At 58.3% G+C, this 15903-nt stretch carries 17 protein-coding genes; 11 read left to right on the plus strand and 6 right to left on the minus strand.

Annotation, left to right across the window (positions count from 1 at the left end; genetic code table 11):
* Positions 1 to 290: 290 nt before the first annotated feature.
* Positions 291 to 761 carry an outer membrane lipoprotein gene (locus ACT3UM_RS15450; RefSeq protein ID WP_498900213.1) on the plus strand — a complete coding sequence of 157 codons (471 nt, stop codon included), beginning with the start codon at positions 291 to 293 and terminating at the stop codon, positions 759 to 761.
* Positions 762 to 879: 118 nt separating this feature from the next.
* Here the strand turns inward: ACT3UM_RS15450 and ACT3UM_RS15455 are convergent, their stop codons facing one another.
* On the minus strand, positions 880 to 1158 hold the full coding sequence (locus tag ACT3UM_RS15455; RefSeq protein WP_498900215.1) for a hypothetical protein: 279 nt from the start codon (positions 1156 to 1158) through the stop codon (positions 880 to 882).
* A gap of 176 nt (positions 1159 to 1334) precedes the next feature.
* On the opposite strand from ACT3UM_RS15455, the gene ACT3UM_RS15460 reads away from it, so the two are divergent.
* Positions 1335 to 1817, plus strand: coding sequence for an FKBP-type peptidyl-prolyl cis-trans isomerase (locus tag ACT3UM_RS15460; RefSeq protein ID WP_022520436.1), 483 nt, complete (start codon positions 1335 to 1337; stop codon positions 1815 to 1817).
* A gap of 74 nt (positions 1818 to 1891) precedes the next feature.
* On the opposite strand, the gene nikR is transcribed toward ACT3UM_RS15460, so the two are convergent.
* Positions 1892 to 2293: a nickel-responsive transcriptional regulator NikR gene (gene nikR, locus ACT3UM_RS15465; RefSeq protein WP_498900217.1), complete on the minus strand. Its 402-nt coding sequence runs from the start codon at positions 2291 to 2293 to the stop codon at positions 1892 to 1894.
* Positions 2294 to 2391: 98 nt separating this feature from the next.
* Here nikR and ACT3UM_RS15470 point away from each other — a divergent pair, with 98 nt between their 5' ends.
* Genes ACT3UM_RS15470 through ACT3UM_RS15490 form a run of 5 tightly spaced genes read left to right on the plus strand, consistent with a single transcriptional unit; the run spans position 2392 to position 7259 of the window.
* Positions 2392 to 3981 (plus strand): ABC transporter substrate-binding protein, encoded by a 1590-nt coding sequence (locus tag ACT3UM_RS15470; protein ID WP_498900220.1) that lies wholly within the window; start codon positions 2392 to 2394, stop codon positions 3979 to 3981.
* Positions 3972 to 4952 (plus strand): ABC transporter permease, encoded by a 981-nt coding sequence (locus ACT3UM_RS15475; RefSeq protein ID WP_498900222.1) that lies wholly within the window; start codon positions 3972 to 3974, stop codon positions 4950 to 4952. Before ACT3UM_RS15470 ends, ACT3UM_RS15475 begins: the two co-directional genes overlap by 10 nt.
* Positions 4949 to 5767 carry an ABC transporter permease gene (locus ACT3UM_RS15480; RefSeq protein ID WP_498900224.1) on the plus strand — a complete coding sequence of 273 codons (819 nt, stop codon included), beginning with the start codon at positions 4949 to 4951 and terminating at the stop codon, positions 5765 to 5767. The genes ACT3UM_RS15475 and ACT3UM_RS15480 overlap by 4 nt, the downstream gene beginning before the upstream one ends.
* A 15-nt stretch (positions 5768 to 5782) precedes the next feature.
* Complete coding sequence (locus ACT3UM_RS15485; protein WP_498900226.1) at positions 5783 to 6628, plus strand: ATP-binding cassette domain-containing protein; 846 nt, start codon at positions 5783 to 5785, stop codon at positions 6626 to 6628.
* Complete coding sequence (locus ACT3UM_RS15490; protein ID WP_498900228.1) at positions 6621 to 7259, plus strand: ABC transporter ATP-binding protein; 639 nt, start codon at positions 6621 to 6623, stop codon at positions 7257 to 7259. The genes ACT3UM_RS15485 and ACT3UM_RS15490 overlap by 8 nt, the downstream gene beginning before the upstream one ends.
* A 2-nt stretch (positions 7260 to 7261) precedes the next feature.
* Here ACT3UM_RS15490 and ACT3UM_RS15495 read toward each other — a convergent pair whose 3' ends face one another.
* From ACT3UM_RS15495 to ACT3UM_RS15510, 4 genes are all read right to left on the minus strand, one after another.
* Positions 7262 to 8452, minus strand: a complete 1191-nt coding sequence (locus ACT3UM_RS15495; protein WP_498900230.1) for an MFS transporter — start codon at positions 8450 to 8452, stop codon at positions 7262 to 7264.
* A gap of 22 nt (positions 8453 to 8474) precedes the next feature.
* On the minus strand, positions 8475 to 9002 hold the full coding sequence (locus ACT3UM_RS15500; protein WP_498900232.1) for a C40 family peptidase: 528 nt from the start codon (positions 9000 to 9002) through the stop codon (positions 8475 to 8477).
* Positions 9003 to 9204: 202 nt separating this feature from the next.
* The gene (locus ACT3UM_RS15505; protein ID WP_498900234.1) at positions 9205 to 11670 is read right to left on the minus strand and encodes a DUF1266 domain-containing protein; all 2466 of its coding nucleotides are present in this window, start codon (positions 11668 to 11670) and stop codon (positions 9205 to 9207) included.
* Between the two features lie 164 nt (positions 11671 to 11834).
* Positions 11835 to 12080 (minus strand): GlsB/YeaQ/YmgE family stress response membrane protein, encoded by a 246-nt coding sequence (locus ACT3UM_RS15510; protein ID WP_498900236.1) that lies wholly within the window; start codon positions 12078 to 12080, stop codon positions 11835 to 11837.
* Positions 12081 to 12216: 136 nt separating this feature from the next.
* Between ACT3UM_RS15510 and ACT3UM_RS15515 the strand changes: the two genes are divergently transcribed.
* The 4 genes from ACT3UM_RS15515 (at position 12217) to ACT3UM_RS15530 (ending at position 15810) form a co-directional block, all read left to right on the plus strand.
* The gene (locus ACT3UM_RS15515; protein ID WP_498900238.1) at positions 12217 to 13086 is read left to right on the plus strand and encodes a D-hexose-6-phosphate mutarotase; all 870 of its coding nucleotides are present in this window, start codon (positions 12217 to 12219) and stop codon (positions 13084 to 13086) included.
* 61 nt (positions 13087 to 13147) lie between these two features.
* Complete coding sequence (locus ACT3UM_RS15520) at positions 13148 to 13339, plus strand: hypothetical protein (protein ID WP_498900240.1); 192 nt, start codon at positions 13148 to 13150, stop codon at positions 13337 to 13339.
* A gap of 33 nt (positions 13340 to 13372) precedes the next feature.
* Positions 13373 to 14776, plus strand: coding sequence for a YcjX family GTP-binding protein (locus tag ACT3UM_RS15525; RefSeq protein ID WP_498900242.1), 1404 nt, complete (start codon positions 13373 to 13375; stop codon positions 14774 to 14776).
* On the plus strand, positions 14773 to 15810 hold the full coding sequence (locus tag ACT3UM_RS15530) for a YcjF family protein (RefSeq protein ID WP_498900244.1): 1038 nt from the start codon (positions 14773 to 14775) through the stop codon (positions 15808 to 15810). The genes ACT3UM_RS15525 and ACT3UM_RS15530 overlap by 4 nt, the downstream gene beginning before the upstream one ends.
* The last annotated feature ends 93 nt before the right edge of the window (positions 15811 to 15903 follow it).

Consider the following 15903-nt stretch of genomic DNA (forward strand, 5'->3'; position numbering starts at 1 on the left):
CTTAACTCGCCAAGCAAACCCTGCAACAGGAGGCCTTACGGGCCTCCTGTTTTGCTTGTCTAGCGGTATTTGCACACTGTTTTCTTAATACGCTGTTACACTCTGGAGTAGGCTATTTGTTAGCGACTGCGCTACCAGTTGTGATCTTTTTAAACGATCACTGGTCAAAAGCGGTGGCATCAGCTATCTTTAACGAACACTGTTCTATAACTGTAATTGCTCCTCAAACCGTCATCTTAATGACAGCCATGTGGGCGACAGTTATCAAAATAGACACCCTGGAGGTTTTAATGAAACGTCTTCTTTTACCCGTTGCCGCACTCAGCATTCTCACCCTGGCTGGCTGCGCCAACACATCCGGCTACTCTGGCAATGTCTATAGCGGTAATCAGGCCAAAACGAGCCAAAGTGTCACTTATGGCACGATCGTGGCGGTTCGTCCGGTACAGATTCAAGCAGAAAGCCGTGCAGGCGGCCTTTTAGGCAGTGGTGGTGGCGCGATCATTGGCGGCCTTTTGGGCAACCAAGTCGGCGGCGGCTCAGGTCGTCAATTGGCAACGGTTGCTGGCGCACTCGGCGGTGCGGTGGCAGGCACCGCCGCTGAAGATGCGACTAACCGCGTCAATGCGCTGGAAATGGAAATTCGTCGTGACGACGGCTCTGACATCGTTGTCGTTCAGCGCGCAGACCAACAATTCCAAGCCGGTCAGCGTGTTCGCCTGATTGGTAGTGGTGCTAGCGTGAGCGTTGCACCTTATTAATGTAAGCAGCGTTTATGAATAGCGTTTAATCGCCACGAAAAAGCCCGACCATCATGGTAGATGGTCGGGCTTTTTTATGACTATTTTATTGCCGCCGACTTTATTGCTGTCGACGAAATCAGTGAGCTTTGCTGCCCGCCCAGTTAACCAGCGCCATAACTGCCCAGCCAATGAGGCCCAACAAAATAACGACCAGCAGCATATCAACCGGCTTCACTAACGTGGTCGCGCCCAATACTGCCAGCGTAATCACCCATAGATAACGGTTATCGCCATGGCTTTTCAAAAAACCGGGCAACAACTTATCTAATCCCTCGCTCACGCCGCTATTCCAGCGCTGATGCACAAAGTAAGCAATCAGGCAAAATGCGACAAGCCAAATAATTAAGATCGTCATTGCATGCTCCAAAAGTGATAGGGCAAAGGAAAAAGTGATGGTCGTAGGGTATCCCTGGTCACCCTGGTGCGCAATACCGCCGAAAGTGTTGAGTAGGAAAAAGCGCCGCTACCCCCTGACAAGCCAGCCCACACGCGTTACCATATTGGGACATGCACTCACCGAAAGGTTATTCCATGCAAATTGCGCAAAACTCGGTTGTCGCGTTTCACTACACTCTGACCAACGATGCAGGTGAAGTGCTAGACAGTTCCGAAGGCCGTGAGCCGCTTACCTACCTCCATGGCGCCGGTAATATCATTCCGGGCCTTGAGAAAGAGCTGGAAGGTCGTGCTGCGGGTGAAAAACTGAACGTTGCCGTATCGCCTGAAGAAGGTTACGGCGAGCTGCAAGAGCAGCTAATGCAAGAAGTACCGCGCGATGCGTTCCAAGGCGTTGAAAGCATTGAGCCGGGCATGCAGTTCCAAGCCCAGACCCAAGGCGGCCCGCTGATGGTTACCGTCAAGAAAGTCGAAGGCGATACGGTTGTTGTCGATGGCAACCACCCGCTGGCAGGCCAGCAGCTCAACTTTGATGTTGAGATCGCTGAAGTACGCGAAGCCAGCGCTGAAGAAGTTGAGCACGGCCACGTGCACGGCGAAGGCGGCGTTGAGCACTAATTGCTCTCGCGCTTTTGTTCTAAAAGGGTGACCCCGCCGGGTCACCCTTTTTTTATGTCTGACGACAAAACTGCCTATTCATCGGGTATCAGCACTAGCTGACCATGGCGCACGCTTCGTGACGATGTGACTTCGGCGGCAAACTGTTTGAGCGCCCGCCCCTGGCCTTTGAGCAGCGCCACTTCCAGGCAACTGTCGTGGTTAATATGCACATGCAGGGTCGACAGCGTCAGGTCATGATGGTCGTGGGAGTGGCGCGTTAAGCGCTTGGACAGCTCACGGGCGGCATGATCATAGACATAGACCAGTGCGCCCATGCAGGGCGAGTCCGGTGCGGCCTCCTCCCTCACCTGCTTTAAACCACTGCGGGTCAGGTCGCGAATCGCCTCGGAGCGATTCTGATAGCCGCGCTCACGCATTAGCGCATCCACCTCTGCCAGCAGCTCCTCATCAAGCGTAACCGTTACACGCTGCATTCACGTCCCCTCAATTGATTCACTTTTCATGTGTCGCCCATGCCGCTAGTATGATGTTATTGATAAAAGATCATACTAATATCAGCAAGGATAAAGCGATGCCTGGAGTACCTCGGCCTATCTTACTGGGTATTACGCTCGGTTGTTTAGTGGCCGCAAGCGCCGTGCAGGCGAAAGAGCAGTTGGTGCTAGCCGTTGGAGGCGAACCCGAGCAGGGCTTCGACCCGCTACTGGGCTGGGGCCAGTACGGCAATCCGCTGTTTCAGTCGACGCTACTCTCTCGGGGCAGAGACCTTACGCCACAGCCTGAACTGGCTACCCAGTGGTCACTTTCTGAAGATCGTCTAACGTGGACACTCACCCTGCGTGACGATGCCCGCTTTGCCGACGGCACGCCGCTGACCGCTGAAGATGTGGCCTATACCTTCAACGCAGCGGCCAAGGCGGGCGGGCGTGCCGACCTAAGCGCCCTTGATCAAGCCCAAGCCGTGGATGCGCATACCGTCACGCTTCACCTACGCGCCCCACACATCACCTTTGTTGACCAGCTCATGACGCTGGGTATAGTGCCAAACGCCGAGCGTGACAACGGCTATAGCGAACATTACGGTCGCCAACCTCTGGGTTCCGGCCCCTATCAACTGGTCGAGTGGCAGGAAGGCGAACAGTTGATTGTGAAACGTAATCCCTACTTCTACGGCCCTACACCCGTCTTTGAACGGCTGGTGTTTCTGTTTACCGGTGAAGACGCCACCCTCAGCGCCGCCCATGCAGGCCAGTTGGATATCGCCTCGGTTCCGCCAGCGCTGGCGGCCAATGTGCCGGCACACATGCAGCGGGTCATCATGGAGAGCGTCGATAACCGCGGCATACTGTTCCCCATGCAGCCTGCCAATGGCGAGCATGCCGCCTCTGGCGCACCGATTGGCAACGATGTGGCTGCAGATATTGCCATCCGCCAAGCCATCAATCTTGCGGTCGACCGTGAAACCTTGGTGGAGGTAGCGCTGCACGGTTTTGGCCGCCCAGCGTTTGGCCCAGCCGACGGCCTGCCCTGGAGCGACCCAGAAGAGAACGTCGTTGCACCCGACTTAACTCAGGCAAAAGAACTACTTGAAAGCGCTGGTTGGGAACTTGGTGAAGATGGCCTGCGCTACAAAGATGGCCTGCCCGCGCGCTTTAGACTCACCTACCCTGCCAGCGATACCACCCGACAGTTGCTCGCGGAGGTAAGTGCCGAGATGGTACGCCCACTGGGTATTGAAATGCAGCCCACAGGCCGCCACTGGGACGAAATCCAGCGCGAGGCGCTGCACCAGGACGCCATTATGTTCGGGTTTGGCAGCCACAGCCCGCAAGAGGTTTACTACCTCTTCCACAGTCAGTATGCGGGCAACGGTTTCTATAATAGCGGCTTTTATGCCAACCCAGAGGTGGACGCCCACCTTGACGACGCCCAGGCGGCTCACAGCATCGAACAAGCCAACCAGTACTGGCAAGCAGCGCAGTGGGATGGCACGACTGGCTATGGTCTGCGCGGCGACAGTAGCTGGGCCTGGCTGGTCAACCTGGAGCACGTCTATTTTGCCACCACTTGCTTAGACGTTGGCGAGCTGGGCGTGGCGCCCCACGGCCACGGCTGGCCGATTACCGCTAACCTGCTTGAGTGGCGCTGGACGTGCGAGTAATAGCGCGTATCGCGACGCGGCTGTCACGCCTAATCCTGGTGCTGCTGTGTGTGGCAGTGGTTTCGTTTGGGCTGATGATGGCCTCGCCTATCGACCCAACCGATGCCTACCTAGGCCCGCAGATGGCCCAGGTTAGCCCTGAGCAACGCGAATTAATTGCCCAGCGCTGGGGGTTTGATGAGTCGCCTGCTGTCCAGTTTGGCCACTGGCTACGCCAATTAGCGAGCGGTGATTTGGGCTGGAGCCATGTGTATAACCAGCCGGTTAGCGAGGTCATTGGCCAGCGCTTTCAGCGCTCCATTGTGCTGCTGAGCGGCGCTTGGCTACTCTCGGCGCTACTGGGATTTAGCCTTGGCGTTATAGCCGGAGCCAAAGAGGGCTCAACGCTGGATAAAATCATTAGCACCTACGCCTACATTACCGCCTCCACGCCCGCCTTCTGGCTAGCGATACTTGCCGTGCTGCTATTTTCAGTAACGCTAGGCTGGACACCCACTTGCTGCGCTGGCCCAACGGGCACCTTAAACCAAGATGTCACTCTCGCTACGCGCCTTCACCATCTGATACTGCCGATCGCTACCCTGGCACTGCTGGGCATTGCCAATGTCACTCTTCACACCCGCGCTCGCATGCTTGAGCTAATGCGCTCAGAGGTGGCCACTCATGCTTTCGCCCAGGGTGCCAGCCGAATTGATGTGGCCTGGCGACACGGCCTGCGTCATGCCAGCCTACCGGCGATGACGCTGGCGTTTGCTTCACTGGGCGAGCTATTCGGCGGCTCTATCCTGATTGAGCAGGTATTTGCCTACCCGGGTTTAGGTCAGGCCACGGTGGCAGCGGGACTGCGCAGTGACGTTCCCCTGCTGCTAGGCATTGCCCTCTTTACCGCGCTGTTTGTCAGCGTCGGCAATATGATCGCCGATACGCTCTATGGCGTTATCGACCCTCGCATTAAGCAGGCCGGCATATGAGACTCGCTCTAACAAGCCGCGATGCTCAACCGCGCCTGCGTGCCGCTTTCAGTCTGGGCGTCACCGTTCTGCTGGTGACGGGACTGGTCGCCAGCCAGTGGCTGCTGGGAGATTCAGCTCAGCAGATGCAGTTTGACGCCCGCTTGGCGCCGCCCAGCCTTGACCACTGGTTAGGTACCGACGCGCTAGGCCGGGAACTTTGGGCAAGAACCCTGGCCGGGCTAGCACTCAGCTTTTGGGTGGGCTGTCTGGCGGCACTACTGAGCACGCTGATGGCACTGAGCCTGGCGGCACTGGCCACGCTATCAGCGCGGCTGGATGCGCTAATTAGCCTGCTGATTGATACGCTACTCAGTGTGCCCCACCTGATTTTATTGATGTTGATCGCCTTTGCCCTGGGCGGCGGCACCCAGGCGGTGATTATTGCCGTGGCCGTCACCCACTGGCCGAGTTTGGCCCGGGTGCTGCGCGCCGAGCTGTTGCAACTGCGCCAGGCACCCTATGTGCGCATCTCTCGTGCGCTGGGCAAGTCGCGCTGGTTTGTGCTCCATGGCCACTTGCTCCCCCATTTGCTCCCTCACTGTTTGGTCGGCGCGCTGCTGCTGTTCCCTCACGCGATTCTTCACGAAGCCGCGTTAACCTTTCTGGGCTTTGGCCTAAGCCCCAGCCAACCGGCCATTGGCGTACTGCTGGCGGATGCCATGCGTTACCTAAGCGTTGGCTATTGGTGGCTAGGGGTATTTCCAGGCTTGGGGTTGTTAGTGATGGTGCTGGGCTTCGAGCGCCTTGCCACTCACCTGCGTCGAGCGCTATAGCGAGGAACCATAGATATGTTAACCATTGAGCGTTTAACGCTACAGCTGCCTTATTATGCCCATGGGCATGCCTCATGGTGGAAACGTCGCTGGGCCACCTGCCTGGATGAACTCTCGTTGCAGTTCTCGGCAGGCGAAGTACATGCGGTGGTGGGCGCATCCGGTGCTGGCAAAAGCCTGTTGGCCTACGCAGTGATGGGGTTACTGCCAACCCCTGCGCGTTTGAACGGGCAGCTTTGCTATCAAGGAAAGCCGCTTGATGAACAACGCCAACGCCAGCTTCGCGGCCGTGAACTAGCACTGATCCCCCAGTCGCTGAGCGCCCTGGACCCGCTGGTGCGCACCCAGCGCCAAGTGGCCTGGGCGGCCCAGCGCGCAGGTCATGCCCCGGCGAATGCTTGGCACTCTGCTCAGCAAGCCCTAAATCATTACCAGCTAGACGCCCACGCACAGCAGGCCTACGCCCACGAGCTTTCCGGTGGTATGGCCCGACGCGTGTTGACGGCCATGGCCCACGTGAGTCAGGCCCAGCTGGTGATTGCCGATGAGCCTACCGTGGGCCTTGACCCGCACCAGCGCCAGCGAGTGTTGGCGGCGCTGCGGGAGCTGGCCGACCAGGGCAAAAGCGTGATGTTAATTACCCACGACCTACGCCACGCCCTACCGATTGCTGACCGCGTGACCATTATGCGTGACGGCAAGCGGGTTGAAACCGCGCCCGCCCATGCTTTTCAAGGTACCGGCGACTCGCTGGCCCATGACTATTCACAGGCACTATGGTTGGCGCTGCCGGACAATCACTTTTCGACCAGCGCGACAAGCCAGGCACCACCGCTGCAACAGGAGGCAGACGTTGCTTGAAGCGCGCCAACTTGGCTTTCAGTTTGCCAACAGCGCCCCACTGCTGCGGGACGTTTCACTCACGCTGAAAGCTGGTCAGTGGCTAGGGCTAAGCGGCGACTCTGGGGCAGGTAAATCAACGCTGGGTAAACTGCTGGCCGGCTATTTAGCGCCCCAGTCGGGTGCGATCACACTGGATGGCGCGGCGCTACCTAACAGCGGCGTGCAGCCCGTGCAGTGGCTGCCACAATCGCCAGAGCTGGCGGTTAACCCCCGCTGGCGGGTAGGCAACATATTACGTGAAGCCTGGGCACCTTCTGACGCCCAGTGCCAAGCGTTTGGTGTGCAGACAAAATGGCTATCGCGCTTTCCGCAGTCGTTATCGGGGGGAGAGTTACAGCGCATATGCGTGCTGCGAGCGCTCGCGCCAGAAGTACGTTTCCTGGTCGCCGATGAGATCTCCACCATGCTCGACCCGATCACCCAGGTAGAGCTTTGGCAGGCGTTAAAACAGGAGGCCGAGAAACGCCAGCTTGGCGTCCTCGTGATTAGCCACGACAGCGCGCTGCTGGAACGCCTCTGCCCGCAGCGCTTAAACTTAAGCGCGGGTCAATTAATAGACAAAACGATAACTGATGCCAGGGAAGGTTGAAATTAGCTAACTGACTGGCGACGCTCAAAGCGCCATAGACCGAAAGCAATGATCAGCGTGATACTCAGCAGTAGCCACGAGCCAATACTCACCCCTGCCCACCCGGCCCATTGCCAGAACGGCTCCAGCCAGAAGCCACCCAAACTGGCGCCCACATAGTAAAACACCAGATAGAGCGCCGAGGCGCTGCCCCGAGCCCCCTGGGCATAACGCCCTACCCAGCTAGACGCCAACGAATGGGCCAGGAAAAAGCCGAAGGCATTGACGGTTAAGCCGATGATAATCAGCACCAGCGAATCCGCCAAGGTGATCGCCGTGCCCAGCATTAAAATGACGACCCCCAGCATCATGCAGGCCGCAGGCGAAAAGCGCCCAGCCAATCGCCCAGAGATCATCGAACCGAAGGTACCGCCGAGATAGGTCAAAAAAATCAGCCCCAAGCCGCTAGCGGCCAGCAGGTAAGGCGCGGCGGCCAACCGAAAGGTGATATAGCTGTACTGGTTAATAAAAATCAGGAAGTTGATGCCCCCCAAACAGTAGGCGGCGAGCAACACCGGGTTGCGCAAATGACTGACTAAATCGCTTACTGCTTTGCGCAGCTCGAAGCGCTGGGGAGTAAAAGCACGGCTATTGGGCAACAGGCGCCAAAACACCGCACAGCCGACAAGCGTCATAAGGCCTACCGCTAGGAATGCCGCAGTGGGGCCACCTATTTCAGCAGCGCCGCCGCCGACAATACGCCCGCTAATACCACCGAGGGAGTTGGCACCAATATAGAGCCCTACAGCACTTAATAGCGCAGGCTTCTCAAACTCATCGCCCATCCAGGCGATCGCCACTGCTGGCAGTCCTCCCAGCAGAAAGCCCTGCACCAGGCGTAGCAGCAGCAAGCTTTCAAACGTGGGGGCAAATGCCAAGGCAATGGAGCAGCCGCCCGCTAACAGCAGGGTGATGCGCATAATGCCTTCACGACCAATCGCATCAGAGAGTGGACCGAAGACCAGCAGCGCAATGGCTAAGGAGAGGGTCGACACCGACATCAGCAGGCTGACACCTAAGGTTGAGACCTGATAAGTCTCCTTTAACCCTGGCAGCAGCGGCTGCGGTGCATAGAGATTAATAAAAACAAGAAATGAGCCGAGGCAAAGCGCCAAGGTGGCGCGCCACCAGGCGCGCGATTTGGCTTCAATCATGCCATTCCTAGATTAATGAAGGCTACTGGAAAACACTGCCGCCCAATTGGGCTAGATGCGTTGGATCCAGCGCCCGCCGAGACTGCCAGTAGTAACGCTGCCAGTAACTGTTATCCAAGCTGGAAATAATCACCCCTTTCGAGGTCGAAGCGTGGAGAAAATAGCCATTGCCCACGTAGATGCCCACATGGTTATAGCGACCCGGCGGCTGGAAGAACACCAGATCGCCCGCCTGCAGCTCTTGGCGGTCGATCGGGCGTCCCTCGTGTACTTGACCACGGGTGGAGCGCGGAAGCTCTAAATTGAAGGTGTCACGATAAATATTGCGCACCAGGGCCGAACAGTCAATGCCTCTCTCTGAGGTGCCGCCAATCCGGTATGGCGTTCCTGCCCAGCGCTGATGTTGTGCCAACAGCGCCTTGCGAATCACTGTTGGCGGCGGTACTTGCAAACTGCGCAGATGCGCATCGATAGGATCAACCGGGGACATTTGCGGATTCGCCCCCATTCCAGGCAACGCCATCGAGAAATAATTCTCTGGTGCCTGCATATTGCTCTGTCGCGCCGAACCTGCGCAACCAGCGACCAATGCAACTAAACAACAAACACTTACAACACGGACAGCGGTCACAGCGGGGCGTGGCAACGCAACCATGCGATTAACCTCGTGACATCGATAAGAAGGCGGTATGACAAAACTAATTTTTCTAATAAGCATGACTATAAGCTAGTTCTCATAGGTTTGGCGAGTATCAATGTAACGTGCGTTGATCACCCGGCAGTGTATCAATATGCAGTGGCGCGAAATGGCGCGGTTTATTGCCCGGAAAATCCAAGCTTACCCAGGGGCCAGCCAAAATCGGCGCACCACATACCCAAGCTACCAGCGCCTGACGAAAACCGGCTAAAAAGCTCTCCCGCTCAGGGGTTTCGCCCATAAAAAACGAGAACCCTGCATACATCCCCATGGCATACTCCTGCCACCCGGCATAGTGATCCGCCGCCAATTGATAAGCGCGGTCCAACACCTTGGCAAAGGCCGTGCTGTCCAGCCAGCCTAGCTGCCGGGCCGCAATGGCCAAATCGACCAGTTGGGCAATATCCCAGGCCGCCATATCCACCTCATTACAGCCATCTTCGTTGTCGCGCACACGGCGCAAGCGCAGCAGATGGTGGCGCTCATCCTCAGCACATTCGCCGGACTCAAGGATGGCGATCTCTGCACTTAAGCGCTCAGTATTAAGGGTATAGGGCGCATAGTTAATCTGATACTCCTGGCGATCCCCCGCTTCAAGCATGTAGGTCAAAAACTCCTGCATATCTTCGCCGTTGCTCAAATGGTAGTGGCTCTCCACCCATTCGCGGATCTCGGCGCACTCACGGGCACTCTCGGGCTGGGGTTCACTCCACACGGCACTGTTCAGCGGGCCCACCAACGACATAGCGGTAAAGTGGCTCAAAGTGGGGCGATTACCCGGCTCGCGCCAAGCGTCGTGGTGCCAATCCAGCCAATGAAACAGGCTGCCTGGATCTTCAATGTGCCAAATAATTTCGTTCACCAGCGAGGCATGCTCCGGCTCTGGCAGGCAGCTCTCCCAGGCAAACCATGCATCTAACAGACGTTTAGCATTGGGATAAAAACGACACAGGCAGCTACGCAGTGCGCTGGCATACTCCATTAATGGGGCACGATCCAATAAGCCGCTGTCGAGGGACATATGCAGATAGAAGGCGAATTTTTCGGCCATATGGATAGTCGCCGCATGGCGGCTCACGCCCTTAATCGCGTTGCGCTGCTTCAGCTCTTCCGGCGTCGGCTGACCGAACCAGCTTTGCGACGGCGGCAAAACGCCGTGCACCGCGTCGGCCGCCAACTGATTAAGGTGGTGCGCCTGGGCGGGTAGCCAGTAGCGGGCGAGCGCATGAGCGCCTTCATCGGCATGCAGGCCCAGAGACTCCTGCAAATACAGCGCTGCATCGGCACGCTGCTCTTCCGGCAGCGCCGCGGAGGGGTCTATCTGGCGCAGCATGGCATCCGGCTCGCGAACGCTGGCCAGCGCCAACAGCCAGTGATGGGGCGTATTGCGCCATTGCCGAATGCGCGCCTGAGACGCGCTGAGCGTGGGCTCGTCCAACAGCTCCCGCGGAGGACGCTTCCAGGGGCTATGGCTACTATGCAGCAGTAACCGATGCCGCTCGCTGGGTGTTTTACCCCGCCGGTCGATGCCGTCAAACAGGCTCTGCCCGCGCCCGTAGGCGTTAAGGACGGCGTACCAATCGTGATAGCGGCGACTGATCAAATCAGCGGCGTGTCCCGCTAAATCATCGGCCTCTTCCTGGCTAAGCCAACCACAGCAAGCACCGGCCCAGGCGAGTTCCACAATCCGCAGCCAATCCCAGGCTGCCCACTCCAGGGGCTCGCCCTGGGTGACGAACTTATTTAGCACCGGCGCATAGGGCGACTCTTCTACCACACTCCGCTGCCACTCCATACGCTGGGCGTTATCCATACTCAATAGCTCACGGGCTTCGATATCCCAGCGCTGACGCTCGCCTTGCGCGCCTAACCACAGCATCACCCCGATTAGCCCATCTCGATCACGGACATCCCATGCGTGAGCCAGCCACTCGGTGGCTTCAGGCCAGTCAGTTTGGCTGGCAGGATAGGCAATAATCGGCCGGAATAGCGCGCATAGTCGCCAGCTCTGCGCTTCAGGCTGTTGAGGCCATAGCGGGGCGGGAGCCGGTAGTTCAGCCAGGACGTTTTCAAGTGCATCCCAGGTAATGCCCTCACCATCGGTTTCAAGATCGGCCAGCGCCTGACAGGCGTCAATAAAACGATCATCGGCACCGACTTCCCAACCCCGGGCGCCTAACGCACGGCGTAGATCCGCCAGCCAGGCGCGCAGATCGCTATAATCACGGGTGATGCGACGGGTTAGATGGTGCGCCCAATGGCGGGCTTGATCAGCGTCTAACCAGCCCGCGGCCCCCGCCAGTGCGGCCCATTCTAGGGCGCCTAGCAAACGGTCAGCACTGCCTGCAGGCGCCCCCAGCCCATGGAACAGCTGCTCGGCAAGCTCCCCTCGGCTGGTAATGCCCAGTTGTAGCAGGCGCTGTTCCGCCGCCCCTGCATCGACCGCCAACGGATGAGGAGTAAACGCCCAATCACACAGCACTAGCTGTTGGGCCCACCAGGCATTTAACGCGTCGATCAAGAAGCACCTCGAAAAAGCACAATGTCACCAGCAAAAAGCCAGCGTAAAGCTGCCTAGTGTAACGGAAAGTGGCGCTAACACCGATAGCCCAGGGCAACGGTAGGCACAAAACGACACCGCCCGGCACAAGGCCGGGCGGTGTTATACAGGTAGCAACGCAACAACTACGATTGTTTGACTTTGCTAATCACCCAAAGGAGCACCACGGCACCCACGGTTGCAGTGACTAGCGAACCAATGATATTACCTGAAGCAAGGCCCAAAAGGCCAAACAACATACGACCAATGAAAGCACCGACGATACCAACACCGATATTACCCAGGATGCCAAAACCGCCGCCGCGCATGATATTGCCAGCAATCCAACCAGCTAAACCACCAATGATCAATGCCCCAATAAGAGATCCCATATAGTCTCCTTACTATTTAATGACGGGTTTCACTTACGTATTTTACCTTCGAGTCACGCTTGTTCTACCATAGCACATGGCGTTACTTTTCGGTGCTTCTAGGTATCGATGTTTGGTTACTCTTCAAGGAAAATTCATGATCCCCAGCTCGCTCAATCAACTGATTAAAAGCACTCAAGGCCAGCAAACGGCTCAGTGGGAAGGCCGCGACGTAGTGCTATTCAATATGCCTTGGGGCGAGTTGGTGATTAGCCTCCAGGGCGCGCAAGTGCTGCACTTCTGCCCTGAGGGGGATACCGATTGGTTATGGCTGACGCCTACGCCCCAGTCGCTGCCAGGCGCTATTCGTGGGGGTATTCCACTCTGCTGGCCATGGTTTGCCGACGAGCGCTATGCCGACGAGAGCCCCAATCGCGATGGCCCCTTTCATGGCTTAGCCCGCCACGCTGAGTGGCGTCTAGACGCTGTTGATGAGCACGCCGAGGGAATTGAACTTCACCTCTCCCCCGCGCAGCCCCTGCATACACTGCTCACCGCGCGCTTGGTGGTGCAAGCCAACGCCCAGCGCTTAAACGTTGAGCTGATTAGCGAAAACATCGGCGAAACGCCGATCAAAACCAGCGGCGCACTGCACACCTACTTAGCCGTTGCTGACACCCATCAGTGCCGCCTGGAAGGCCTCTCCGGCGCACGTTACCTCGACAAACTGCGTAACTTTGCCGAGAGTGAACAGCAGGGTACGCTAGCCGTTCAGGGTGCCGTTGACCGCATTTACCACACCAATGAAGCCGTACTACTCAGCGATGGCGAGCGCATCCTGCGCATCGGCAAGCAGTCCAGCGACTCAACGGTAGTCTGGCATCCCAATAACGACCTGCCCAGCGACACCCCCGCCGACGTAGCACGACATTTTATCTGCGTTGAAGCCGCCAATACGCGCCTAGACCCAGTCTGGCTAGTGCCTGGCGCCCAGCACCTGTTAGGCACCACCCTCAGCCGTAGTTAATCTTCGGTTCATTAATGCTTTGCTATCATGTGCTCAATGGCATTAGAGCTAGGGAGATCCAATGGATCCGCAACAATGGCTAGAGGCAGCCACGCTCGCCTTTAACTTAATCGGTATGGTGGTGTGCTTAGTGGGCCTAACCTTGGCGCAGAAGATGACCCGGCGCTGGCCAGGCTACACCCTGGCGGGGGTTGGCTTTTTGATTGCCACCCTGCCGATGCTTTCGCAGCTACTATTAGTGTTTAGCCAATAAAGACTAGGCAAGAGCCACAAAGGGATCGAAAGGATGCGTCAGCCGTTAAGTCGCGAACTAAGCAATTTGTTGGAGCGCGGAAGGGATCGCCAGCTGCGCTTAGCGGTAACGGGCCTCTCCCAAGCAGGCAAAACCGCGTTTTTGACCTCACTGGTCAACCAGCTGCGCCATGCTGGCGTAGAGGCGCAGCTCGATTTACTGCCCGCCGCCCGGGAAGGCCGCCTGCTCGGCGCCCAGCGGCTTAACCAGCCCGACCTGGGCGTGCCGCGGTTCCCCTACGACCCCGGCATGGCCGCCCTGCGTGATACCCCGCCGCGCTGGCCCGAACCCACCCGCGGCATCAGCGAGCTACGCTTACAGTTACGCTACCGCCCTGCCCGCAGCGGATGGCTGACACCGGAAATAGCCCACCTCACTCTCGACCTGTTCGATTATCCCGGCGAGTGGCTGCTCGACCTGCCGCTACTGCAGCACGACTTCTACAGCTGGAGCCAAGCGCAGGCGCTGTACGCAGGCGAACAGCGCCGTGGCCTGTTTAGCGAGTGGCTAGCGGCGGTGGAGAAGCTCGACCCGGCAGGCGAAGCCGATGAGGCTCAACTGGCTGCCCTGGCAGAAGAGTATGCACAAGGCCTACGTCGCGCCAAGCAGGCGGGTTTTTCCGACCTGCAGCCTGGGCGCTTTTTGCTGCCGGGCGAGCTGGAAGGCGCCCCGGTACTACAGTTTTTCCCACTGCCACAGCTTAATGCGTCTCAACCCAATACTTCTAGGGAGGCGTTGGAAGCACTGCCCGCCAACAGCCTTTACGCTACCCTGGCAGCACGCTTTCGCTACTATCAGCAGCAGGTGGTCAAGCCCTTTTATCGCGATCACTTCCGTCGCTTTGACCGCCAGATTGTACTGGTGGATGTACTGGGCGCGCTCAATGCCGGGCCCGAGCGCTTTGAAGATCTTTCCCGTGCGCTGCGCCAATTAATGCACAGCTTCGACTATGGCCAACGCAGCCTGCTCACGCGCTTGTTTGCACCTAAAATTGACCGCCTGGCGATTGCCGCCACCAAAGCCGATCACGTCACCCCCGATCAACACGGCCACTTGGTGCAGCTGTTAGAGGCCCTGCTGGCAGAGCCTCTCAAAGACCTACGCTTTGCCAACGTGCCGGTTAAAGCGCTCTCGCTGGCAGCGATTCGGGCCACGGAAGCCCGTGAGGTAACCCATGAGGGTAAGCGCTCACCTGCTCTGCGAGGCACCACATTGGAAGGGGAAGAGGTGCTGGTTTACCCCGGCGATGTTCCCGCCCGGCTGCCCGCTGCCGATTTCTGGCAGCAGCAGGGCTTCGACTTCCCCGGCTTTCGCCCGATGCCAACCAGCTCAGAAGCGCTGGATCATATTCGTATGGACGCCGCCATCGACTGGCTGATTGGAGATAAACTGACATGACAACCCCACAGCCACGCCGTCACTTTACCCTGGACGACAAGCCCGCAGAGGTCGCTGCTGCTGAAACACCGCTTCGCCAGCGCGAAGCCTTTGCAGGCGCCAGCGAGCACCATCCGCTAGCGCCTCTTCCAGAAGACAAAGCCCTGCCCGCCGCCAGTTTGGGTGCGCCGCGCAAACGCCGCTGGGGACTAATATTCGCCCTGGTAGGCGGCGCCGGTTTGGGTACCGCGGAGCTGGTCACCGGCATACCCGATGCGTTGGCCCAATCCCAGTGGTTGACCATGGCCTGGCAGGCCTTCGGGATCAGTTTGATCGGGCTAGGGGGGATCTCCCTGCTCAAAGAGTTGGGCCGTTTGCGCCGTCTAAAGCGCCACGACAAACTGCGCGGCGATCTGGCCGAGCTGCCGCTACGCTCGCCCAAGCAGGCCCGGGCCATGGCCGAGCAGTTGAGGCGCCAACTTAAGCTCGCCGACGATGATCCGCACTGGCTAGCTTTTCAACGCGCTAGCCAGCCTCACCATAGCGGCGAGGAGATTCAGACGCTGCTGCGTTATCACTTGCTAGCACCGCGTGACTGCGAAGCCCAGCGCCTGATTACCCGCATGTCCGGCGAAACCGCGATTATGGTCGCGATCAGCCCGCTAACCCTGGTGGATATGGCGCTGGTGGCCTGGCGCAGCTTGGCGATGGTCGATCGGCTCTGCCGCCTTTACGGGCTGGAGCTGGGCTACGCCAGCCGCCTGCGGCTATTTCGCAATGTGCTGCACAATATGGCGTTTGCCGGGGCCAGCGAACTGGCCACCGACGCCAGCATGGATATGCTCTCGCTGGATTTAGCCGGGCGACTCTCTGCACGCGCAGGCCAGGGCCTGGCCACCGGTCTGCTTAGCGCACGCCTGGGGCTCCGCGCCCAGCGCCTATGCCGCCCGGTGCCTTTCACTGCCGATGAACAGCCCAAGATCGCCGACCTGCGCCAAGACCTATGGCGGCAAATCAAGCGTCTCGACAAGGATAAGGCTCCACAGAGCCGCTAATGAAGTAGACGCGACGCCGCCAAGTCTGTTTTCGGTCACAATTTGCGATTCAACGCTGTTTGTCCTCATGATGGGAGTTTGGCATAACATCCT

This window comes from Halomonas sp. AOP13-D3-9 (assembly GCF_052379125.1).
GTDB lineage: Bacteria > Pseudomonadota > Gammaproteobacteria > Pseudomonadales > Halomonadaceae > Vreelandella.

Excerpts from the sequence above, each read along its gene's own strand:
- ACT3UM_RS15470 (WP_498900220.1), top strand. The coding sequence starts at position 2,392 with ATGCCTGGAGTACCTCGGCCTATCTTACTGGGTATTACGCTCGGTTGT.
- ACT3UM_RS15525 (WP_498900242.1), top strand. The coding sequence starts at position 13,373 with ATGCGTCAGCCGTTAAGTCGCGAACTAAGCAATTTGTTGGAGCGCGGA.
- ACT3UM_RS15485 (WP_498900226.1), top strand. The coding sequence starts at position 5,783 with ATGTTAACCATTGAGCGTTTAACGCTACAGCTGCCTTATTATGCCCAT.
- ACT3UM_RS15530 (WP_498900244.1), top strand. The coding sequence starts at position 14,773 with ATGACAACCCCACAGCCACGCCGTCACTTTACCCTGGACGACAAGCCC.
- ACT3UM_RS15455 (WP_498900215.1), bottom strand. The coding sequence starts at position 1,158 with ATGACGATCTTAATTATTTGGCTTGTCGCATTTTGCCTGATTGCTTAC.
- ACT3UM_RS15480 (WP_498900224.1), top strand. The coding sequence starts at position 4,949 with ATGAGACTCGCTCTAACAAGCCGCGATGCTCAACCGCGCCTGCGTGCC.
- ACT3UM_RS15500 (WP_498900232.1), bottom strand. The coding sequence starts at position 9,002 with ATGCAGGCACCAGAGAATTATTTCTCGATGGCGTTGCCTGGAATGGGG.
- ACT3UM_RS15520 (WP_498900240.1), top strand. The coding sequence starts at position 13,148 with ATGGATCCGCAACAATGGCTAGAGGCAGCCACGCTCGCCTTTAACTTA.
- ACT3UM_RS15510 (WP_498900236.1), bottom strand. The coding sequence starts at position 12,080 with ATGGGATCTCTTATTGGGGCATTGATCATTGGTGGTTTAGCTGGTTGG.
- ACT3UM_RS15450 (WP_498900213.1), top strand. The coding sequence starts at position 291 with ATGAAACGTCTTCTTTTACCCGTTGCCGCACTCAGCATTCTCACCCTG.
- ACT3UM_RS15495 (WP_498900230.1), bottom strand. The coding sequence starts at position 8,452 with ATGATTGAAGCCAAATCGCGCGCCTGGTGGCGCGCCACCTTGGCGCTT.
- ACT3UM_RS15460 (WP_022520436.1), top strand. The coding sequence starts at position 1,335 with ATGCAAATTGCGCAAAACTCGGTTGTCGCGTTTCACTACACTCTGACC.
- ACT3UM_RS15515 (WP_498900238.1), top strand. The coding sequence starts at position 12,217 with ATGATCCCCAGCTCGCTCAATCAACTGATTAAAAGCACTCAAGGCCAG.
- nikR (WP_498900217.1), bottom strand. The coding sequence starts at position 2,293 with ATGCAGCGTGTAACGGTTACGCTTGATGAGGAGCTGCTGGCAGAGGTG.